This window comes from Singulisphaera photorubra, assembly GCF_045290345.1.
GTDB lineage: Bacteria > Planctomycetota > Planctomycetia > Isosphaerales > Isosphaeraceae > Singulisphaera.
Genome location: NZ_CP155447.1, coordinates 5,223,193 through 5,243,845, shown reverse-complemented (window position 1 = coordinate 5,243,845; position 20,653 = coordinate 5,223,193). Strand labels below are relative to the sequence as shown.

Here is a 20,653-nt window from a genome sequence, read left to right as displayed (position 1 = left end):
TCAACCCTAAGAGAGATATAGTGCGCGTTTTTTGCCGAGACTCCCCATCAATGCGAGCATTGTGAAATGGCTCGTCGAGAGCAGTGTCGCATCAGTGCCATTACAATCTGAAAAAGGAGCAGAGAAACATCGCCCGGATGGGGGAAATTGAGCCATTCTCTGCCCTCCAATTGTGCCCCCGTTTTGGCGGACGTCGAACGATCTTGAAAAAAAGAGCGTGAAATTTGGCGCCTCTTTGTTCCTGACCTAGGCTGCCCTCAGGGATTTCCGCATGGGAATGATCCCCAGTTGGCGGAGCAGGATACACCGCCCCTGAACCGGAACCGTTCGCTCGCGTCGACTGCGGGACGCATCTCGGAGCTCCGGGACCCCATTTGACTCAAGGAGAGAGTATGAAGCTCGTCCGAATTCAAGACACTCCGCGCGATAACGATAAGTCGAGTTCAGTTTGTCCCGAGTCTCCCCCACGCCTCGAGTCGCTCCAGGTGACGGCCGGCCCGATGCTTTGTCGACTCCACATCTGGTCCGAGCTGGAGTGGGAAACCCTCGCCGACCGCGACCGCCCGATCGAATTCGTCCATGTGCCCGGTCTCGGCTGGGTCGGGGCCTTGCCCATCGGATGTATGAATTAGACCTGGCCGCGAGGCGATTGCCCTCCCGACGTCGTCCCCGGAAGCTTTTTTATGCTTGCTCGGTGTTCGGTTTAAGGTGAGATCGTCACTCTTGCTGGTAATTTTTTGGTGGACGGTAGTCAAATTAGGAAAAACATTCTAGGCTGTTCTTATCAGGAACCCGAATCATGGAATGGCCACTGGGGAGGATGGAGTCTCGAGACACGATGATTATGCCGTGGCCGCCATTGGCGAATTCGCCTGGCCAGGGCAGCCCCATGAAGGAGCTTCCCCGTGGCTCGCCTTGCGACAGCCAAGAAATCGGCCACCAGCAATCGGACTTCCGCCGACTCTGAGATTGGTTGCCAACCTCGGACCAAGCCAGCCCGAGCGGCCCGAGTCACCAAGGTGACCCGCACCGGCGATCGACTATCAGAGGTCGCGCCGGTCTTGAATGACTGCGAAGAATCAAGCTTGGAATCCGAATTCATGTTAGCCATGCAGGCTTACAAGAAGTCGAGTGGGCGCATGTTCCCGACCTGGAGCGAAGTCCTCGAGGTGCTCCAGAGCCTCGGCTACCGAAAAACAGATCAAGAGTCGACAGCGGGAACGCCTGGATCCGCATCAAGCTGAATCTGGCTTACCGATTTTGTGTAAGTTTTCCGGTTTGGCTATTTTTGTGGGGAAGAACCTCCGGCGCTCAAGAGCACGCACTTCCTTTTCGGTCTCCTGAAGGCGATAATGGACTCGATGTCGGGGAGGAGTGATCACACTTCATCCCCGGTTTGCGGACGATAGGCCCAGCACGAGAAGGGTGGGTCCATGATCGGCCTGAGGACGAGTCTCGCCGCGTTTGCCCTCCTGGGTGCAATCCAATCGCTGGCCCAGGCGCAAGGCGTGGTGCCTGGTGGCTGGTCGGCGCAATTTGGTTATCAGCCGTTGGGAAGCTCGAGCTTTATCGATGGCTCTGGCTTCGGTACCGGGTCAGCGGGGTACGATGGAGCCGGCTACGGCTCCTATCCGATAGGCGGGACCGCTTATCGTGGTTTTGGGCCATTGAATTCGCCCCCGGCGATGCCTGGCTCGCCGTTTGGCTATTCGAACAGTCATGTTCTGGGCCTCTCACCGGGAATGCCCCAGACATCGATCGGCACCGACCCGCTGCTGGGGGTGATCCAGAAGTCCGTTCGCCGATCGAAGCGACATTGAGCCGACGGATCGAGGCGGACGAACGAACGCCCGGAGAGTTCTCCCCGGCCGTCCAATCACCGGTTTCGAGCGCATTTCTTCAATTCTGGCGCCTCCGCACCGATTTTACCCGCACCCCAAACGCACTGAGATCGACCTGAGCGGCCCAGTCACTGAAGCGAGTGTCTGGGACGAACATCGTTGATAAATGCCGACGGGCTTCCCCTCGGTGCAGTCCTCGCTACACTGGTTCGCGGCCATGACGTTCGAGCGATGTTCGGGCGGAGGGTGTGAGTCGGATGATCGTGACCGAAGGATTGACCAAGCGTTATGGCGCCGTCACGGCGCTGGCCGATTTGACGTTGACGGTGCGTCGGGGTGAGGTCTTCGGTCTCCTGGGTCCAAACGGCTCGGGCAAGACCACGACGATTCGACTCTTGCTCGGTCTGCTCAGACCCACCTCCGGCGGGGCGACCGTGGGCGGGCATGACTGCTGGTCTGACAGTCTCGAGGTTCGCCGCCTGGTCACTTACCTTCCGGGCGAGTTGCGGATGTTCGGCTCCATGTCCGGTCTGGGGATGCTCCGGTTCCTCTCCGACCTCAGGGGGGGCGATGCGCTCGATCGTGCGGTGGCACTTGCCGAGCAGGTCATGAAGCTCGACCTGAAGCGCAAGGTCCGGACCTATTCCACCGGGATGAAGCAGAAGCTGGCCTTGGCGCAAGCGTTCTCTGATTCCGTCGAGATCTTGATCCTCGACGAGCCCACTTCAGCCTTGGACCCGTCGGCCCGCGCCGAAGTTCTTGAGTTGGTGCGCCAGGCCCGCAACGTTCAGAAACAGACGGTGATCTTCTCGGGCCACGTCCTCTCCGAGGTCGAGGAGGTCTCCGACCGCGTTGCGATCATGAGCGAGGGTCGGCTGCTTCACCTTGAGGATATGCACGAGCGTCGCTCGCTCCGAATGGTTCTGCTTCGGTTTGCGGAGGGAGTTCCCCCGATTTTCCCCGCTGACCTGGAATTGACCGTGCGCGAACGGAACGGTTCCACCTGCCTTCTCGAACATCGAGGCCGAATCGGCTCACTCTTGAATTGGTTGAGCCGCAGTCCGATCGAGGACGTCGCCATCGGCACCGACGACCTTCGCAGCCTCTACGAGCAATATCACAGTCCCAAGCCTGCCAACTCGGAGATCACGTCTCGATGACCCCGTTCTTGGCCCTGGCGCGTAAGCATCTGACCGAGTCTCGCTGGTTGCTTGGCCTCACCGCCACGGCCTTGTTCGCCTTGAGCTGGCTGACGGTTGTGATCACGTCATTGACCGAGGCCCGGGTGCGCAAATCCATGGGCAGCACTCGAGGGCTTCGTGGGCTCGCATTCCGTGGGGTGGAAGGCCCGGTTCGGGAACTGGCCTCCGTGGCGTTCGAGGTGGCCTGGTGGAGTCATCCCTTTATCCTGATCAACGTCTTGCTCTGGGCGATTTCCCGAGGCTCGGCTGCCGTGGCCTTGGAGATCGAGCGGGGAACGCTCGACATGACCCTGTCTCGGCCCGTCTCGCGATCCTCCTACCTCGCTTCGCAGATTCTCGTCGGGGTTTCAGGGATCGGGCTCCTCTGCATCGCGATGGTGCTGGGGAACATGATCGCGGGCCGCTTTTATCCGGTGGAAACACCGCCGACGCTGCTGATTCTCGCCCGTCCCGCGTGGAATCTTGCCGCGCTGGGGTTGGCCGTCTATGGCTACACGCTGCTCCTCTCGGCGTTCGATAGCGTTCGCTGGCGTCCCAACCTGATCGGGTCGGTTCTGACCCTGACCGGCTTCGTGTTGCTCGTGATCGCGAATGTGCCCGTGCTCGAAAACTGGAAGTGGCTTGGCAACCTGTCGATCTTCAAGGTCTACGACCCCGTCTCGGCGGCCGTCACCGGTCGCGACCTGGCCTTCAATACGGCGGTTCTTGGGGGGATCGGTCTGGCGGGAATCGGTCTCGGCTTTCTGGGGTTCCTGCAACGAGACCTTCCGGCCAACAGTTGATCGAACCCGATGGAGAACGGCAGGTCCGCACGGTCACTGCACCTTCTTCCGCTCGGTCGGACCATATCGGCTGAATCGAGCGAATCGGCAAAGCCCATGGATCGCCTCGACAGTGGCGATGGCTTCGGTCTCTCGTTTTGTCAGCGAAGGTTCCAGCTGGTAGGTCCACCTCAGCTTTTGGGGAGCGCCGGCCAGGCGGTAAATAAAGCTCAGTTCGGTCGGCCGGAGCCGATGATCGACCATCAGGCCGTGGAGCGCTTCGAGCTTTGAGAATGGGGGGATCTCCTGAGGGTTGCGCACCGCGTCCATCTTGGTCAGCGCGACCAGGATGGAGTGGATCGACGCCCAACGAGCCTCGTCGACTTCGGGCTCGCCGCGCGCCTCCACCTCGATCGACGGATTGGTCATTCGGAGCCGGTGGGTTGCGGCGTCGTACGAGTTGGTAAAGTGCGGATCAATCAAGTCACGGCTCATCGCGGCCATGACCTGATTCCCCTTTCCCCCGAGCGCTTCTCGCTTGGCTGACGCGGCTGCGATCGCATCGTGCAGCTTGATCGTATATTCATCGAGCTTCTTGAACGTGATCTCCGACCGGATCTTCCGTTTGAGATCGACCATTTCCAGACGCTCCGCGCTGGGGTCATGGATAATCACCTCCAGCGGAGGGCCAGGATTGAAAAGAAAGGCTCGTCCCTTGTGGACAACCAGTTGGGTCTTGGAAATCGGCTCTTTGGCGACACCATAGACCGCGATCACGAGCTTGTAATCGGCCGGGATGATTGGGCCTGGTCGAGACGTAGCAGGCTCATTTTCGCCGGACGCCCCGAGTGCCAACACTGCGGCGATGGCTATCGCGCTCCGCATGAGCATCGTTTCCAGTCCCCAAGAAATGACGTCGTCGTTCGCGACCGACTCACGAGTCCGCCTGGTCTGTCCCGACGTCCTCACCCGTTTATCGTATCCCACAACCCACTCCTCCGCCAACGCTCAGGCCTGCGGCGGTCCCTTCTCGCGTAGAGCCGCTTGACGGCCTCTTACAGTTGTGGTGAAATGGTCTTTCACAAATGTCGTAGCCCTGGGATGAGGTTGTGATGTCGGAATCCGCGAGGGGGGCGCCTGGGGGGAGAACGATCTCGCTCGGCCATCTGATCGCGTTGAATGACGAGATGGCCGCGCTGACTCGGGCGGGTCTGCCATTGGAGCGTGGCCTACGTGACGTTGGTGGAGACTTGTCGGGCGGGTTGCGCACCGCCATGCTCCGGTTGTCGGCCCGGATGGATCAAGGCGAAGGTCTGGCGGAAGCCTTGGCCGCGGAGAAAGAAGGATTTCCCCTGGTCTATCGCGCCGTGGTCGAGGCGGGAATTCGGGCAGGGCGGTTGCCGACGGCCCTCGAAAGTCTGGCCGGGTTTGTCCGGAGCTATGAGGATGCGCGTCGGACGATCGGCCTGGCGTTCTGGTATCCGATGATCGTCCTGGTCTTGGCCTATACCCTGTTTGTCTTGATGGTCACCCAGATGGTGCCCCGGTTCTTGAGCGCATTCGAGTCGCTGGAAGTTCCGGTTCCATCGGGCGTGAGGGTGCTTGCGGTGGTCGGCGAAACGGCCCGTTTCTGGGGGCCGGTCTTGCCCACGCTGCTCGTTTTGCTGGCGGTCTGGTGGGCGTGGACGGGGAGGGCGTCTGGCTTTCCGTCGAGTGGATCGCGCTCTCCATTGCGTTGGTTCCCCTGGATGCGAAGCATGCTAGCCAATGCCGAGGCTGCCAACTTCGCCCAATTGCTCTCGATCTTGATCGCGCATGGGGTTCCCTATCATGAGGCGGTGGGGCTCGCCTCGGAAGCGTCGGGGGATCCCGAGCTACTCGTTGCGGGACGCGAAGTGGCCGCTGCCGTGGAACGAGGGGACGTTCGAGGCGTGGCGGGCGGATCGCCTGGCATTCCGCCCATCCTGCGCTGGATTTTGATCTCGGGACAGGGGCAGGGCCGTCTTGCCGATTCGCTCGGTCAGGTCGCGACGATCTATCGCAAGCGTGCTTTGTATCAAGCCGAGAAGCTCAAGACATTTCTGCCGACGCTGATGCTCTTGGGCATCGGAGTCACGGCGACCCTCCTCTATGCCCTGACGTTCTTCGTGCCGATGTCAGAATTGCTCCGAGGTCTGGCCGTACCCGTCAATTGAGTGGTCGCGAGACGATTGATATGACGAAACCATCGGATGAAACAAATGGGACGCATGGTCGCTTGTCAAGCGATGACGTCACTCAATTGACTGGCCATATCGCCAGCCTGACGATCGCCGGTTTGCCACTGGCCTCGGGCATGCGGGCGCTCGGAGAAGAAATCCCGAGGCGTCGACTTCGCTCGGTCCTCAACCGCCTGGCCGACCAACTCGAGGCAGGAGCCTCGCTGGAGACGGCGATCGGGCAGCAAGGGGATCGTCTCCCTGCCCACCTTCGTGGTCTCGTGGTCGCGGGAGCGAGGTCGGGTAAGCTTGGTGAGGTACTCAGTCGATTCGCCGGCTACGCCAACATTGGATCCGACCTGAAACGCTCGCTCTGGATGCAACTTCCCTATCCGATTTTCACCATCGCGTTGGCAAGCGTCGTCTTCGGATTCGTCTGCGTCGTCCTGGTGACCGGTTTCGCACAGATCTTTCAAGATTTCGGCATGCCCATTCCCTTCTTGACTCTGGTTGTCTTTAAAGTCGCCAATGCCGTCGAAAGGGTCTGGCTGCCGCTCTTACAGGGTGTGATCGGGCTGTTCACGCTCGGATTACTCGTGTCGCTCGTGGTCCGGGCTGACGTGCGTCGGAGCCTGGCCTGGGTCATCCCATTGATCGGACCGGTGTGGCATCTCAGCGATCTCGCCGAGTTCTCGCACTTGCTCGCGCTGTTGGTGGAGAGCGAGATCCCGCTGCGTGAAGCGTTGCCCATGGCGGGGGCGGCCGTGCGGAACAGCGAGATCGCCTCGGGCTCCAAGCAGGCCGCGCAAGAAATCTCGGAGGGGCGACCTCTGGCTCTGGCGCTGGCTCGGCCGTCGCTGTTCCCCTCGGGGTTCACGCGGATCATCGATTGGGCCGAGAAGCATCAAGGGCTACCCGAAGCGCTACACATGGCCGGCGAAATGTTTGAATCTCAGGCGCGCAGTCAGGCTTCCTTCGTAGGCACGGTCTGTAGCATCCTGGCCACCTGGTCGATCATCTGCAGCGTTGTCGTTGTCGTGGCTGCCATTTTCATTCCAATGATCTCGTTGATCACCCGCTTGTCAGGCTAAGGGCCGTAGAATTGGCTCCGTTCGCTCGTGGAGAATCCAGTGAGTTCCAAGACCTTGATCGACGAGATCCCACCCAATAAGGCGTGGCCGATCGACCGGAAGGCCAGGGGGTTGCGGATCGGCCTGCGGCACCTGATCTACCTTGTTTTCTACAGCGCCTTGGCCTGCTGGCTCCTGACCCTGATCGCGCCAATCTTGGTCGGCAGCTTGATCGGGACCGTAGCGGCATTTGCCGTGGTGGTCACCTTCCTCACTCGGCGGCAGTCGACGCAGCAGGACGTATTGGTTGCGGTCATTGCCATCGCCGCGGAACGTGGGATGCCGCTGGCACCGGCTCTGAATGCCGTCTCCGACCAGTTCAGCGGCGGCTATCGGCGTAAGGTGCGGACCCTGGCGCATTACTTGAAGGATGGCGTTTCCCTCTCGGAATCGCTCGATCGCACGCCCGGAATCTTATCGCCCGAGTCCGAGATCCTGGCGCGGATCGGGAGCGTCGTGGGAAATCTTGCCGGCGCCCTTCGCGAGGCGGGGGCAACCCGGTTCGGAGTCAAGCCGGTCTGGAACTTAATCGCAATCCGGATTGAATATCTCTTGTATGTAATTTGTGTGATGCAGGCCGTGGGCGGATATCTCTTCTACTTCATCCTTCCCAAAATCGAGATGATACTCCGCGAATTTGGGGTCACTCCGCCGGCGCCGACTCAGCTCCTCATTCAGGCTGGCGATATAATCGCGCATTTTGGGGTGTTTTATGCGGTTTTGTGGCTTTTTGAGATGGGGGTGATGCTCGCGATTCTGGCGAGTTTCACGGGCTGGTCGCGACTCAGAGTTCCACTTGTCGACCGACTTCTGGTTCGCAAGCACAGCGCACTCCTTCTCCGCTCGCTCGCCTGGATCATTGAGGGCGGCTATCCGATCAATCGTGGTTTCGAGCTCCTCATGGGCTGGTATCCCTCACGGTGGGTTCGAAAGGCCCTTGGTCGGGTCATTCAAGATGTGAATCACGGAAGCGACTGGGTCGATTCGCTGGTGCATCACGGCCTGCTTCGCAAGGTCGATGCGTCGGTGCTGGAGTCGGCGAGACGTGCCGGCAACCTACCGTGGGCGCTACGAGAAACTGCGCTGAGCGGTGAACGTCGACTGGCCTATGGCCTGCAGATCGTCCTGCAACTGCTGGCCCCGATAGCTTTGCTCACGCTCGGCCTACTGGTCGCCTTTCTGGCGGTGGCCTATTTTGCTCCGCTGATTAAGATCATAGAGAGGTTGATGTGATGACCTTAGGGCGAGCCAATGCGTTTTCGAGACGCAGGGCGTTCACGATGGTGGAGGTTGCGATCACCTCGTTACTGTTGGTGATCGCAATGACGGTGACGTTGCAAGTTTTAGGCTGGGTTGCCACCGAGCGCCGGGCCGTGGAACGCCGTCAGTGCGCGCTCTCCGAATCGGCCAACCTCATGGAACGGCTGGCCGCCCGCCCCTGGGACGAATTGACCGCGGACGCCTTGAAGGACGTCAAGCTCTCCGAGTCGGCCACGCGAGCTTTGCCGGGGGCCGAGTTGAGCGTGGCCGTGGCCGACAAGACCGAGTCGGGCGGTTCCAAGCTGCTCTCCTTGAGACTTCGCTGGCGCAACCGCGCCGGTGGCTGGGAGGCGCCTGTTCGACTGAGCGCCTGGACTTATCGCAGTGGGAGGGGACGATGAGGCAAAACCGGCGCGGGTACGTGATCGTCGAATTGCTCCTCGTGATGAGCTCGCTGGTGATCATCTTCGGGATTTGCGTCGTCCTGATGCACGGCCTGTTGAGGTTGGATCGCACGGGCCGCAATCATCTGGCCGAGGCGGCCAGTCGCGACCGGCTCTTCCGCCAGTTCCGTCTCGACGTCCGGTCGGCCTCGCGCTCGAAGCCGGGCAGGGGAGATGCGACTCCTTCGGACCATCTCGAACTGGCCATTCCTGATGGCCGGGTTATCGACTACCACGTCGTCAACGGCCAAATCGTCCGAGACGAACACGGTAAAGGCGGTCAGGTTTTCCACCACGAGTTGTATCGGCTCCCTTCGCGGGCCCTCCCTCGGTTCCAGGTCCGCCCGGAGGAGTCGGCCTTGTTTGTGCTTCTGCAACTGCACCGTGAACCGGCCTTGGCGGGAACGCGGTCGCCGGAACCTGTCTGTGAGGCCCTTCTGAGTAAGGACCTTCGGTTCGCCGACTCGCAGGAGAGTGCACGATGAGATCGGCCAGACGAACCAATGGATCGAAGGGGGGGACTGAGCCCCGGGGACGGGAGAGCCGATCGCGTCGAGGGTCCATCACGGTCTTCGTGCTGGTCTGTCTCGTTGCGATTGCCACGATCTGCGGCGTCTTGCTGCGGATCGGCCTCACCGAGCGACAGCGGATCCGGGCCGAGGAACGCCGACTTCAGGCCGAATGGCTGGTCGAATCGGGCCTGGAACGGGCCGCCGCACGAATTGCTGAGTCAAACGGTCAATATCAAGGAGAAACCTGGGAGATTCCGGCGGCCGACCTCGGTGGGCGTGACTCCGGGCGAGTGACCATCGCTGTAACGCCCCACCAGGCTGAGCCGGATCGGCAGCAGGTGCGGGTTCAGGCCGATTATCCCCGCGACCAGCCAGCGCGGGTACGGTTCAGCAAAGTAATAACAGTTATGATCAAACCGAAATCAACGAGTGGGTTGCCATGAGTCGAAATGCCGGCAGGCCTCGTGGTTATACCATGGTCGAAGTTCTGGTCGTCCTGGGCATCATTTCGGGAATCATCGCCCTGTTTCTCCCCGTGATTACGGGGGGACGAGAGACGGCGAGACGGAGTCAATGCCTCAACAATTTGAAGCAACTGAGTCTCGCCATGCATAACCACCACAACGCCCATGACGTTTTTCCTCCGGGGGTCGTTAATTCCACGGGGCCGATCAGGAACGAGCCGCTCGGGTATCACCACAGTTGGGTGGTGTCGTTGCTACCGTTTATGGAACAGAATTCCGCCGCTAGCCTTGTGGACGTCGCGTCGAGCATTTACTCGCCGAGAAACGGCACTGCGCGAGGCATTCAGATCACGACACTCCTCTGTCCATCCGATTCGGGACCTCTCAAACGCACCAATGGTACCGTGGAGAATAATTACGCGGGAGGCCACCACGATGTCGAGGCGCCGATCGACGCCGACAATCACGGTATCCTCTATCTCAACAGTCAGGTTCGCTACGAAGGCATTGAGGATGGCCTTTCGGGCACTCTCATGATCGGTGAAAAGCTACGCAACGGGTTCGACCTCGGCTGGACCTCGGGAACCCGCAGCACACTTCGGAATACCGGCAGTCCGATCAATTCCGGAGATCTTCTGGATGCGAAGTCGAGGCTGACTTCGTGGAGTGATGGCACCAAGATCCTCGATCCGGACCAACGAACGGCCCCGAAGAACCGGTTGCTGGTCGGAGGGTTTGGGAGCAACCATTCGCGAGGCGCGAACTTTGCTTTTTGTGACGGCTCGGTCCGGTTTCTCAGCGAGACCATGGATCGCCGAGCTTATCAAGCTCTGGGCCATCGATCCGATGGTGAGCTGATCGCCCCATCGAAATGATGAAGTCTGCTTGCAGGTGATTTGGAAACGAGAGGAATTTCGGACGCAGTCGGCCACCGTTCGCGACCGCGTTCCCCGACCGAGCGACCCCTTTCAGAAGGCTGGAGAGAGACGATGCGCCGCCTACCGACTCGTATGTATCGGGGTTTCACGCTGATTGAACTCCTCGTTGTGATCGCGATCATCGCGGTTTTGATCGCCTTGCTGCTCCCGGCGATTCAGGCGGCACGCGAAGCGGCCAGACGCTCACAATGCGTCAACAACCTGATGCAGCTCGGGATTGCACTGCAGAACTACGAATCCTCGTTCGAGGTCCTGCCGCCGGGAGTCGTCAACCCAACCGGGCCGATCCGAAATCTTGCCAACGGGTATCATTTCAGTTGGACCGTGCAGATCCTCCCCTACATTGAACAGAAAAATCTGTTCAAGCATATCGATTTTAAAACAGGGGTTTACGACGTTACGAATCTGACCGTTCACATGATCACGGTCAGGTCGTTCATTTGCCCCTCGGACGGAGGATCCAGGGGGGGGGCGGGCACCAGTTCGCCGGCATCGAACAATTACGTCGCCTGCCACAACGGTGTGGAAGCGCCGATCGATGCCAATAACAATGGGGTGTTTTTCCTCAACAGCAGCGTACGTTACGAGGATATTCCCGATGGCAGCTCACAAACGATCTTCCTGAGCGAACGGCTCTTGGGGAGCGCCGATCTGGGTTGGATGTCCGGCACCTCGGCGACGCTCCGGAACACCGGGACCTTGCCGAACGCGGCGAACCGGCCCTTGGCGAGAATTCCTGTCCCGGCGGCAGCTCCAGCGGCGATCCCGGCGGATGGGGCAGGGGCAGGGGCAGGGGCGGGAGGCACGGAAAGCGGGAGCGGAGCCGGAGCCGCTGGAAACGCGGCTGACGATAGCCCCAGCCTGATTGTGGGGGGCTTCAGCAGCAAGCATTCGGGCGGAATCAACTGTGCGTTCGGCGATGGTTCGGTCCGGTTCCTGAAGGACTCGGTGAGCCCGAAGGTGTTCGAAGCCCTTGGGAATCGTGCCGATGGTGAGTTGATCAGCGACGAACAATTCTGAAACTCACCCATCGATCAATGCGACTCAACTTGAGCATGACATCGACTCGGTCGCCACACACCCGAATCTGACAGCGACTCTTGACTGGTCGATACGCTATGATCGGACAATCGAATTGCTCCCGGTCGTCTTGTCGCTGGAGGTGACTGTGTGTGGTATCGTTGGCTACACAGGAGTGCATGAGGCCAGCCCGGTCCTGGTGGCCGGCTTGCGTCGTCTGGAATACCGCGGATACGACAGCGCGGGGGTCGCGATCGTCTCCGAAGGGCGCGTAGTCGTTCGTAAACGGGCCGGCCGAGTTCGCACGCTCGAGGAAGCACTCGACAAAGAGCCCGCGCCCGGGAACTGCGGGATCAGCCATACGCGTTGGGCGACGCACGGACCCGCCACTGACCGGAACGCGCATCCTCACATCGGGGGGAGGGCCGGCGCTGTTTCTGTGGCGGTTGTCCACAACGGGGTGATCGAGAACCACTCCGCGCTCCGGGCCGAGCTTACGGCCGATGGCTTTTCGTTTCTCAGCCAGACCGACACCGAGGTCATCGCCCACCTGATCGCGCGTGAGCTTGGCGACAGCGACGGCCTGTTCCAGGCGGTCCAACGCGCCTTACCCCTCCTGGAAGGGACTTACGGACTGGCGGTCATCAGTCCGCGCTGTCCTGGCCAGGTTGTCGGAGCCCGCTTGGGCAGTCCCCTGGTCGTTGGTCTGGGCGAGGGGGAGCACTTTCTGGCCAGCGATGCCCTGGCCATTGCGCCCCACACGGCGAAGGTCGCCTATCTTCAGGATGGTGAGGTCGTTCGGCTTGGTCCCGATGAATTCGAGATCCGCCATCGTGAGCTCGGATCGATCACCCCGCGAATCGACCGGATTGATTGGAAGCCCGACGCGGTGGAGCTCGGCGGTCACGCTCACTACATGCTCAAGGAGATCCGCGAGCAACCCGAGACGGTCCATGACGCCTGCCGGGGCCGGCTCCGTCTTGCCGAGGCCACCGCGCAGTTCGGTGGCTTGAACATGACCCCGCGGCAGCTTCGCCGGGTGCGCCGGATCGTCTTTGCCGCCTGCGGCACAAGCTGGCACGCCGCGCTCGTGGGCGAATACTTGATCGAGCGGTTGGCCCACCTCCCGGTCGAGGTCGAGTATGCCAGCGAGTTCCGCTATCGCAACGCCCCGCTCGATGATCGGACGCTCGTGTTCGTCCTCAGCCAGTCGGGCGAGACCGCCGATACGCTCGGGGCGCTCCGGGAGTCGAAACGGCAGGGGCACCCGACCCTTGCGATCGTGAATACGGTGGGGAGTACGATTGCCCGCGAAGCGACCGGCGGGATCTTCCTTCATTGCGGCCCGGAGGTCGGGGTGGCCAGCACAAAGGCGTTCACCGCCCAGGTGGCGGTGCTCACGCTTCTCGCGATTCATCTGGGCCGGCTCCGCCACCTCTCGTTCACCGACGGCTTGGCCGCGGTTCAGGCGATCGAGGCGATTCCCCGAGCGCTCGGGGAAGTCCTGGCCAAGACCGAGTCGGCGATCCTCGAGGCGGCCCAGCGGATCGCGCAGGCGAGGAGCGTTCTCTACCTCGGTCGTGACTTACACTTTCCCGTCGCTCTCGAGGGGGCCTTGAAGCTCAAGGAGATCAGCTACATCCATGCCGAGGGGTATCCGACGGCCGAGATGAAGCACGGGCCGATCGCCTTGATCGATCGCGAAACGCCCTGCGTTTTCGTCGCCCCCCGAGGCGTGCTTCACGCCAAGACGTTGAGCAACGTCGAGGAAGTCCGAGCGCGACATGGAACGATCATCTCGGTCGGCACCGAGGGGGATGAGTCACTCGAAGCGATCTCCGACATCTTCTTGCCCATCCCCGACGTTCCCGAGATTGTCCAGCCATTACTGGCCATCGTGCCGCTCCAACTCCTTGCCTATCACGTGGCCTTGCTTCGTGGTTGTGACATCGACAAGCCGCGCAACCTGGCCAAGAGCGTCACCGTCGAATAGCTGCGACTTGGTCTGAGGATGATCGCTGATCTGAGTGGTCTCAACGCGGGGGGGAATACGCGGGATTGTCCGGATACCCAGGACGTTTTTGACCGGATCATTGGGGAATGGAGTCTTGTCGGTTAGGCTTGAGCCTGCCATCCCTTGGGATGATGGCAGGCTGGAAGCCTTCTCTACAGGTCACCGAGACGACCCCAGGCTGCAGCACGGGTCAACTCGATGCGGACTCCGACGCACCGTCCTTAAGCCCGAGCGCCCGGCAGGTCTCGTCGTAGACGGCCTCGTAGGACTGCTCACCGTTAACCGTTCGGAAGCGGTCCGGGGCATTGTTCCGATAGTACTCGAGGATCGGCAGTCCATGCTTGTTGTAGATCTGCTGCCTCACCTCGATGACCTCGGCCGTATCGTCGGGCCTTTGCTCGAGCGCTGTGCCGTCACGGTCGCAACGCTCGGGGACCCGCGGCGGCTGGTTGACGAGGTGGTACGTCGAGCCGCAAGTGGGGCAGACGCGCCGACCCGTCATTCGCTTGATCGCCGCTTCGTGACTCACGGCGATCTCAAGATAACAGTCGATCCGGAAATTCAAAGTTTGTTCAAAATTAGCCAGAATCGGCACTTGCCCCAAGGTGCGGGGGAAGCCGTCAAACAAGAGCCGATCGGTCCCGGGAGTCTTGAGGGTTTGCTCGAGGAGTTCGGCGATCAGGGAGTCGGGGACGAGATTGCCCCCCTTGATGAGCTGTTCGGCGCGAACACCGAGCGAGTCGCCCTTGCGGATCGCGTTGCGGAGCAGTTCCCCCGTGCGGATCAACAGAAACCCATGGTCAGCGCCCAGTTGTTCGGCCAGACTGCTCTTGCCGCTCCCGGGCCTGCCGAAAATCACCACGTGGGATGGGGGGACCTTCCAGGACAAACGACCACCTCCTCACGGCCTTAAAAGATTCGAAAATCAGATTTTGCACCTCCGTTATACGAGGTCGACGACTCGAGGCCAATCCCGCCATGGGGCCGCGACTCCACTGATGAGGGGCTCAGTTCCTGAGGTCGAGCCTTGAAACGGGACGAATTGTTGATCGCTTTACGACGACGGCGTTGAACCCTTTGGGAGGGGGCGCCGCGACTAAACCGGACCACCAGGATTCCGTTCATGCTTCCCGGACCCGTTTTCAATGCCGAATTATTGACCACCGCGCGGCGGACTCGGTACTACGTCGTTCGCTCCGTCTACGGTGCGATCCTCCTCTTTTTCGTCTGGCAAAACGACCCAGAATATGGGGCCTGGGGCTCCCGGAAAAATGCGGGTGAGCTCTCGATTCAGGAAATGGCCCGACTCGGCTGGGCCTTGTTCGCTACGATCCTGGTCGTTCAGTCTATTGCGGTCCTCCTGTTGACCCCGACACTGGTGGCTGGGGTGATCGCCGAGGAGAGGCAACGGAAAACGCTGCACTACTTGCTCGCGAGCCGGCTCTCGAGCGGGGAAATTATCCTGGGGAAGCTCGCGGCTCGGATGCTTCACCTGGGAGTTTTCGTCGCGATCGGCTTGCCGATCACAAGCTTGTTGAGCCTCTTCGGCGGCGTCGATCCGAATGTGGTTCTGCTGACCTTCGCAATTACCGTCACCACCGCCTTTTTTCTCTCCGCCCTCTCGATCTTCGTCTCAACGCATGCGCGGCGGCCGCGCGAAGCGATTTCGCTCGTTTATATGGTTGAATTTTGCTGGCTGTTCGGGCCAACGATGATTCCATTCCTGATGCCGAGGGGCGGCGTTTGGTGGAACCTGCTCTACGAATGGATCAAGCCGATCAACGACTGGATTGCCCCGACGAGTCCGTTCCATTGGTTTTCGGTGGTGGCGCGGCTCGGTCCATCGAGCGCGGGCGCATTCCTGGAACAATGCTTTTGGATGATGGGGTTGCAGACGGCCTACGGGATCGTGTTCGTCTTGATCGCGATTCTCAGACTCAGAGGGGTCAATCGTCGAGACGGAGAGGGGCGATTGGCGTCAAGGCTGGCCGGATTCCGGCGGGGAAGACGGCTGCTGCCTCGGCCCGAGTGCGGCGACGACGCGATGATGTGGAAGGAACGCTATGTCTCGCGCACCAGTCTGGTCACGAAGATCGCCGTTATTGCGATCGTGTTCGCCGTCCTCTGTGGACTTGGCTATCTGACCTACGATTTTGGCAAACCCGCCTTCATTGAAGTGATCGCGAACGGCTATGGGGCCTTTGGTGGCGAATCAGCTCGTAATGAATTTAATACGTATCTTCGCTTTATGTGTACTTTGATGTATGTTGTTTTGGCGCTGGCGGTTGCCAGTTCGGCCTCGAGCGGTCTGACCAGCGAGCGGGAGGAGGATACCTGGATGAGCCTGGTTGCCACGCCGCTGGACGGTGTGGAGATCCTTCGCGCCAAGATGGTCGGGGCGCTCTGGGCGCAGCGATGGCTCGTGGGAGTGCTCATCTTCCACTGGGTCCTCGGACTCGCGGCCGGATCGGTCCACCCGCTCGGAGTGGTGGCGGTTGCGCTCGAGACTTCCGTCTACCTTGGGTTTGCCATCGCCCTGGGGACCTATTTCTCCGTGGGGGCGAAGACGTCTGCACGCGCACTGGTCGCGACGATCGGGACCATGTTCCTGGTCAACGGTGCGTACCTGATGTGCTGTATCCCGTTCCAAACGTGGAGTTGGCTGCAAGCCGTCGGTGTGACGCCGATGGTGGAAGCCGTCTCCCTCCTCTCGTTCGCGGATTTCCGCGACCTATCTTATGGGAAGATTCGAGGGGGAAATTCGTGGGAAAGCATCGATATGATGGCGGGGGCGTTCGTGAGCGTCGTCTGCTACGCCGTGGCTGCAATTGTCTTGACGCTCCGCGCACTCGATCGGTTTGATGTCGAGGCGGGGCGGCCCAGCCGGGTGAACGCAGTCCCGCCCTCGACACTGATGGTGTTCGATGACGTGGTGGAGGCAAACAAGGCCGTTGATCTCGAGGACGACACACGTTCGGAGTCCTGAGATCAACGAGCCTCGAGAAAATTCGTTGCTGCTTCGGTGGCAGGGCGTCAGAGCCCCTCGACCCGGCCGGTGCTGTCGCCGAACTGCTCGACCGGGGCTCCCATTCGGTCGAGCAACGAGAGGTAGAGGTTGTTCAGCGGCGTGTTGTTGGCGACCTTGAGGTGGCGGCCGGTCTGGATGGTCCCGCCCCCCTTGCCTGCCACGAGGATTGGCAGGTCGTCGTGGTTGTGCCGGTTCCCATCGCTGATTCCACTGCCGTAGACGATCATCGAATTGTCGAGCAGTGTGCCATCCCCTTCCTTGATCGCCTTGAGCTTACCCAGGATGTAGGCGAATTGGCTGATGTGAAGATGGTTGATTTTCTTGATTTTTTCGTGCTTCTTCGCATCGCCGCCGTGGTGCGAGAGGTCGTGGTGGCCTTCCGGAACGTCGATGAACGCGTAGCTCCGGTTGCTCCCTTCGTTGGCGAACATGAAGGTGCTGATCCGGGTCACGTCGCCCTGGAAGGCGAGCACCATCAGGTCGCTCATCAGCCGGACGTGCTCCTGGAAATCGCGCGGCACACCGGTGGGCCGGGCAAATTCGGGAAGGTCAGCGGCGGTCTGATCGGAAGCGCGGTCGACCCGCCGCTCGATTTCTCGGACGGCGGTCAGGTACTCCTCTACCTTGCGCTGGTCGGAGATTCCGAGGCGACCTTTGAGGGTCGCGGCATCCTCGGAAACATAGTCGAGGATACTCTTCTTGTAGAAGGCGCGGCGCGCACGTGAGGCGGCGGAGCCGGTGGCGTTCTGGCTGGTGAAGAGTCGATCGAAGACGAGCCGAGGATTGACTTCCTTGGCCATCGGCGTTGATTCGGTCCGCCAGGAGATGTTGGACGAGTATGCGCAACTGTAGCCGCTGTCGCAATTCCCCGACTGGGCCCCCCGATCGATGCCGAGCTCGAGCGAGGGGAAGCGGGTTTGCCCGCCCACCTGGAGGGCGGCGATCTGGTCGACCGAGATCCCCGCGCGGATATTCGCCCCGTCCGTCTTGACGGGGTGGCAGCCGGTCAGGAACGTGGAAAGCGCCCGCGCATGGTCGCCGGGGCCATCCCCCATGGCTGTTCCGGTCTTCTGAGCCAGGCCAGTCACGACGAGGAGTTCGTCCTTGAACGCGGAGACGGGCTCCAGAATATAAGGGAGTGTGAAATCGGTGCCGACTTCCTTGGGAGTCCAGTCGGCCATGTGGGCGCCGTTGGGCACGTAGAAGAAGGCCATTCGCAAAGGGGCCGTTTTTCCGGCGGCACCTGCCGGTGTGGCGAGCGCCGGGACACTGCTCATGGCTTCGAGCCAGGGCAGGGCGATCGCCGTTCCCAGGCCACGCAACACCGTTCGACGCGAGATCTGTTTTGCGGTTCTCATCGTCCGGCTCCCCGGTTTTTCCGTTTCTGGAATGGATCGCTTTTGACGATCTCGAGCACCAGTCTCGAGAACCTGGATTGATCCGAGCCCGTTGCTTCCACGATCTTGTCGAGAGCGCACTCGTCAGGGTCTTCGATTCCGCGGCCGATGGCGAATGTGAGCATTTTTTCCGCCAGGCAACGTGTGAAATTCTTCTCACGCGTTTTGAGGATCGCTTTCAGACCCGCAGGGCCCTGGAACGACTGTCCCGAGGGGAGTAAACCCGAACTATCGACCGGGAAACTCCCATCCTTCTCGCGCCAGGCGCCGATGGCATCGAAGTTCTCGAAGGCAAATCCGAGGGGATCCATCCGGGCGTGGCAGGAAGCGCAATTTGGATCGGACCGGTGCTGCTCCATCCGCTGCCGCAGGCTTCCTGAGAGGGTTGTGGCTTGATCTTCCTTCAATTCAGGGACATCGGGCGGCGGAGGAGGCGGCGGAGTCCCGAGGACTTGCTCGAGGATCCACCTTCCCCGTTTTACGGGTGAGGTTCGTGTCGGGTTCGAGGTCACCGTCAAGATGCTCGCCTGGGTGAGCAGGCCGCCGCGATGGGAGTCCTCACTCAGGGACACCCGGCGGAACTGATCTCCCTTGATTCCCTTGATGCCGTAGTGGGCCGCGAGTCGTTCATTGAGGAAAGTGTAGTCGGCGTCGAGAAAATCGAGCACGCTCCGATCTTCACGCATCACCTCTTCAAAGAAGAGCTCCGTTTCCATCAGCATGGCCGCGCGGAGCGGTTCGTCGAACGAGGGAAATTGCTTGCGGTCGGGGCTCACCGTCTTGAGGTTGCGGATCTGCAGCCACTGGTCCGCAAAATTCTCGACGAGCGCCTTGGCCTTCGGGTCACGAAGCATCCGCCGAACTTGCTTCTCAAGGTTATCCCCCTCACGAAGCTTGCCTTGGGTTGCGAGCTGCCAGAGTTCGTCGTCGGGAATGCTGCTGTAGAGGAAATAAGAAAGGCGGGAGGCCAGCTCGAACTCATTGATCGGGTGAGTTCGCGTGAATTGGGCCTTTTTGGCGGAATCCACCCGGGGATCGATTTCGACCCGGAAGAGGAACTGGGGAGAAACGAGGACCGCTTCGAGCGCGAGCTGGATCCCTCGCTCGAAAGAATCTCCGCTCTGCTCGGCCAGATCTACGAACTTGACCAACCGAGCCACTTCGCCGGGCGTGATCGGACGTCGATAGGCCCGGCTGGCGAATCGTTCGAGGATCGTCCGGACGCTGGCATCCCTCGTGGCCTTCGTGGGGGTCTCAAAGATGATTTTTCGATGCGATTCCGGCAAAGGGGTGTTCGCCCCGAGGGCCGTTCCCTGGATCTCGAGATAGTCCACGATCAGATTGCGGTCGCGGCGCTTCGGGTCCTCGGCTTTGGGATCATAAAAGTCGTTGAGGAAGGCGACCGAAATTCGCCTCGTGCCGGCGTTCAGTGTGGCTTTGACCTCGTAGACGCGGGGGCTATCGACCTCAGCGCCCACCTCGACGGTCTCAACCACCTTGCCGTCGACCTTGAAGGCCATGCGGGCCAGCTCAGATCCAGCCTGCTGGCCGAACGCTCGGGCCCGGATGACGTACTCCCCCCCCCTTGGGCAGGGGAACGAAACAGCGATCTCGCCTGTTGTGGCAAGAGCACGAGCCCAGTCCTCGTACGGAGAACCTCCCGCGTCAGTCTCCAGCGCCTCGACCTCCCACGTCCTCGGCGTCCCACCAGACTCCGCATCGGCGACGATCGCTTGCTCGACAATCGACTCGGCCGCCGCCAGATACTGTTCCATCAAGATCGGCGGCAGGGTCAGGACATCACCGATATTGTCGAATCCGTATCCGACGTCATCGGACGGGAAATCCTCGGCAGGACGGAAGTCGATGCCGAACAGGTCGCGAATCGTATTGTTGTACTCGGACCGATTGAGCCGGCGGAGAGTGACTCGCCCGGGATCGCTCTCCTTCCCGCAGTCCAGCTTCTCCAATCGAGCGTCGACCCAGCCGGCCAGGAGTTCGACCTCCTCCTTGGTCGGCTTTGGTTTCCCTTCCGGAGGCATGTCACCCGACTCGACGTTCTCGACCACGAGCTGCCAGACTTTCTGGTTCTCGGCGAGCGACGACTCGTCGGTCAACTTCGCCAGGTTCAGCCCTCCCTTTGGCTTTGCGTTGCCATGGCACTGGATGCAGTACTTGGCGAGCAAGGGAGCAATCTGATCCGAAAATGAGGCCTCCGAGGTTGCTGCCTGCTTCTTCGGTTCCGCCCCGGTCGAGGTAGAGACGAAGGAAACGAGGCCGAGGAGGAACAACACGAGCGGGCGGTGTGGGCGTGGAAAGAGCGGGGCTGAACGACGTGGCATGGATTACCCTCGGGCAGGCAGCGAAGGCGGGCTCGCAATCAAAAATTCTACCAAAATTAAACCTGGGGATCGAGCTTGGGGGCTCAAAAAATTTGCGGCGGTC

At 60.8% G+C, this 20,653-nt stretch carries 19 protein-coding genes; 15 read left to right on the top strand and 4 right to left on the bottom strand.

The window, feature by feature from the left end; translation table 11 throughout:
- Positions 1-392 precede the first annotated feature (392 nt).
- The 5 genes from V5E97_RS19870 to V5E97_RS19850 all read left to right on the top strand — a co-directional run bounded on the left by V5E97_RS19870 (position 393) and on the right by V5E97_RS19850 (position 3,825).
- Positions 393-632: a hypothetical protein gene (locus tag V5E97_RS19870; RefSeq protein ID WP_406701018.1), complete on the top strand. Its 240-nt coding sequence runs from the start codon at positions 393-395 to the stop codon at positions 630-632.
- Between the two features lie 273 nt (positions 633-905).
- Positions 906-1,244 carry a hypothetical protein gene (locus tag V5E97_RS19865; protein WP_406701017.1) on the top strand — a complete coding sequence of 113 codons (339 nt, stop codon included), beginning with the start codon at positions 906-908 and terminating at the stop codon, positions 1,242-1,244.
- A 189-nt stretch (positions 1,245-1,433) separates the two neighbouring features.
- A complete protein-coding gene (locus V5E97_RS19860) occupies positions 1,434-1,820 on the top strand; it encodes a hypothetical protein (RefSeq protein WP_406701016.1) in 387 nt (128 codons plus the stop codon).
- Between the two features lie 278 nt (positions 1,821-2,098).
- Positions 2,099-3,001: an ABC transporter ATP-binding protein gene (locus tag V5E97_RS19855; RefSeq protein WP_406701015.1), complete on the top strand. Its 903-nt coding sequence runs from the start codon at positions 2,099-2,101 to the stop codon at positions 2,999-3,001.
- Positions 2,998-3,825, top strand: coding sequence for a permease (locus V5E97_RS19850; RefSeq protein WP_406701014.1), 828 nt, complete (start codon positions 2,998-3,000; stop codon positions 3,823-3,825). The genes V5E97_RS19855 and V5E97_RS19850 overlap by 4 nt, the downstream gene beginning before the upstream one ends.
- 33 nt (positions 3,826-3,858) lie before the next feature.
- On the opposite strand, the gene V5E97_RS19845 is transcribed toward V5E97_RS19850, so the two are convergent.
- Positions 3,859-4,791 (bottom strand): hypothetical protein, encoded by a 933-nt coding sequence (locus tag V5E97_RS19845; protein ID WP_406701013.1) that lies wholly within the window; start codon positions 4,789-4,791, stop codon positions 3,859-3,861.
- 125 nt (positions 4,792-4,916) lie between these two features.
- Between V5E97_RS19845 and V5E97_RS19840 the strand changes: the two genes are divergently transcribed.
- The 9 genes from V5E97_RS19840 to glmS all read left to right on the top strand — a co-directional run bounded on the left by V5E97_RS19840 (position 4,917) and on the right by glmS (position 13,762).
- Positions 4,917-5,999, top strand: a complete 1,083-nt coding sequence (locus V5E97_RS19840; protein WP_406701012.1) for a type II secretion system F family protein — start codon at positions 4,917-4,919, stop codon at positions 5,997-5,999.
- A gap of 62 nt (positions 6,000-6,061) precedes the next feature.
- A complete protein-coding gene (locus tag V5E97_RS19835) occupies positions 6,062-7,093 on the top strand; it encodes a type II secretion system F family protein (RefSeq protein WP_406701011.1) in 1,032 nt (343 codons plus the stop codon).
- Between the two features lie 39 nt (positions 7,094-7,132).
- Positions 7,133-8,365 carry a type II secretion system F family protein gene (locus V5E97_RS19830; protein WP_406701010.1) on the top strand — a complete coding sequence of 411 codons (1,233 nt, stop codon included), beginning with the start codon at positions 7,133-7,135 and terminating at the stop codon, positions 8,363-8,365.
- On the top strand, positions 8,365-8,793 hold the full coding sequence (locus tag V5E97_RS19825; protein ID WP_406701009.1) for a type IV pilus modification PilV family protein: 429 nt from the start codon (positions 8,365-8,367) through the stop codon (positions 8,791-8,793). The genes V5E97_RS19830 and V5E97_RS19825 overlap by 1 nt, the downstream gene beginning before the upstream one ends.
- Positions 8,790-9,320 carry a hypothetical protein gene (locus V5E97_RS19820; RefSeq protein WP_406701008.1) on the top strand — a complete coding sequence of 177 codons (531 nt, stop codon included), beginning with the start codon at positions 8,790-8,792 and terminating at the stop codon, positions 9,318-9,320. Before V5E97_RS19825 ends, V5E97_RS19820 begins: the two co-directional genes overlap by 4 nt.
- On the top strand, positions 9,317-9,790 hold the full coding sequence (locus V5E97_RS19815; RefSeq protein WP_406701007.1) for a hypothetical protein: 474 nt from the start codon (positions 9,317-9,319) through the stop codon (positions 9,788-9,790). Before V5E97_RS19820 ends, V5E97_RS19815 begins: the two co-directional genes overlap by 4 nt.
- On the top strand, positions 9,787-10,686 hold the full coding sequence (locus tag V5E97_RS19810; protein ID WP_406701006.1) for a DUF1559 family PulG-like putative transporter: 900 nt from the start codon (positions 9,787-9,789) through the stop codon (positions 10,684-10,686). Before V5E97_RS19815 ends, V5E97_RS19810 begins: the two co-directional genes overlap by 4 nt.
- A gap of 114 nt (positions 10,687-10,800) precedes the next feature.
- Complete coding sequence (locus V5E97_RS19805; RefSeq protein ID WP_406701005.1) at positions 10,801-11,769, top strand: DUF1559 family PulG-like putative transporter; 969 nt, start codon at positions 10,801-10,803, stop codon at positions 11,767-11,769.
- 148 nt (positions 11,770-11,917) lie between these two features.
- Entirely contained in the window at positions 11,918-13,762 is a 1,845-nt protein-coding gene (gene glmS / locus V5E97_RS19800; RefSeq protein WP_406701004.1) for a glutamine--fructose-6-phosphate transaminase (isomerizing), read from the top strand.
- A 211-nt stretch (positions 13,763-13,973) separates the two neighbouring features.
- Here glmS and V5E97_RS19795 read toward each other — a convergent pair whose 3' ends face one another.
- A complete protein-coding gene (locus V5E97_RS19795; RefSeq protein ID WP_406701003.1) occupies positions 13,974-14,672 on the bottom strand; it encodes an adenylate kinase family protein in 699 nt (232 codons plus the stop codon).
- A gap of 234 nt (positions 14,673-14,906) precedes the next feature.
- Between V5E97_RS19795 and V5E97_RS19790 the strand changes: the two genes are divergently transcribed.
- A complete protein-coding gene (locus V5E97_RS19790; protein WP_406701002.1) occupies positions 14,907-16,769 on the top strand; it encodes an ABC transporter permease subunit in 1,863 nt (620 codons plus the stop codon).
- Between the two features lie 47 nt (positions 16,770-16,816).
- Here the strand turns inward: V5E97_RS19790 and V5E97_RS19785 are convergent, their stop codons facing one another.
- Complete coding sequence (locus tag V5E97_RS19785; protein WP_406701001.1) at positions 16,817-18,169, bottom strand: DUF1552 domain-containing protein; 1,353 nt, start codon at positions 18,167-18,169, stop codon at positions 16,817-16,819.
- The gene (locus tag V5E97_RS19780) at positions 18,166-20,550 is read right to left on the bottom strand and encodes a DUF1592 domain-containing protein (protein WP_406701000.1); all 2,385 of its coding nucleotides are present in this window, start codon (positions 20,548-20,550) and stop codon (positions 18,166-18,168) included. The genes V5E97_RS19785 and V5E97_RS19780 overlap by 4 nt, the downstream gene beginning before the upstream one ends.
- Positions 20,551-20,653 lie beyond the last annotated feature (103 nt).

Bases quoted from the DNA above. Each gene is read 5' to 3' on its own strand.
- V5E97_RS19785 (WP_406701001.1), bottom strand. From the start codon at position 18,169: ATGAGAACCGCAAAACAGATCTCGCGTCGAACGGTGTTGCGTGGCCTG.
- V5E97_RS19790 (WP_406701002.1), top strand. From the start codon at position 14,907: ATGCTTCCCGGACCCGTTTTCAATGCCGAATTATTGACCACCGCGCGG.
- V5E97_RS19815 (WP_406701007.1), top strand. From the start codon at position 9,317: ATGAGATCGGCCAGACGAACCAATGGATCGAAGGGGGGGACTGAGCCC.
- V5E97_RS19810 (WP_406701006.1), top strand. From the start codon at position 9,787: ATGAGTCGAAATGCCGGCAGGCCTCGTGGTTATACCATGGTCGAAGTT.
- V5E97_RS19825 (WP_406701009.1), top strand. From the start codon at position 8,365: ATGACCTTAGGGCGAGCCAATGCGTTTTCGAGACGCAGGGCGTTCACG.
- V5E97_RS19780 (WP_406701000.1), bottom strand. From the start codon at position 20,550: ATGCCACGTCGTTCAGCCCCGCTCTTTCCACGCCCACACCGCCCGCTC.
- V5E97_RS19855 (WP_406701015.1), top strand. From the start codon at position 2,099: ATGATCGTGACCGAAGGATTGACCAAGCGTTATGGCGCCGTCACGGCG.
- V5E97_RS19805 (WP_406701005.1), top strand. From the start codon at position 10,801: ATGCGCCGCCTACCGACTCGTATGTATCGGGGTTTCACGCTGATTGAA.
- V5E97_RS19820 (WP_406701008.1), top strand. From the start codon at position 8,790: ATGAGGCAAAACCGGCGCGGGTACGTGATCGTCGAATTGCTCCTCGTG.
- V5E97_RS19840 (WP_406701012.1), top strand. From the start codon at position 4,917: ATGTCGGAATCCGCGAGGGGGGCGCCTGGGGGGAGAACGATCTCGCTC.
- V5E97_RS19850 (WP_406701014.1), top strand. From the start codon at position 2,998: ATGACCCCGTTCTTGGCCCTGGCGCGTAAGCATCTGACCGAGTCTCGC.
- V5E97_RS19860 (WP_406701016.1), top strand. From the start codon at position 1,434: ATGATCGGCCTGAGGACGAGTCTCGCCGCGTTTGCCCTCCTGGGTGCA.
- V5E97_RS19870 (WP_406701018.1), top strand. From the start codon at position 393: ATGAAGCTCGTCCGAATTCAAGACACTCCGCGCGATAACGATAAGTCG.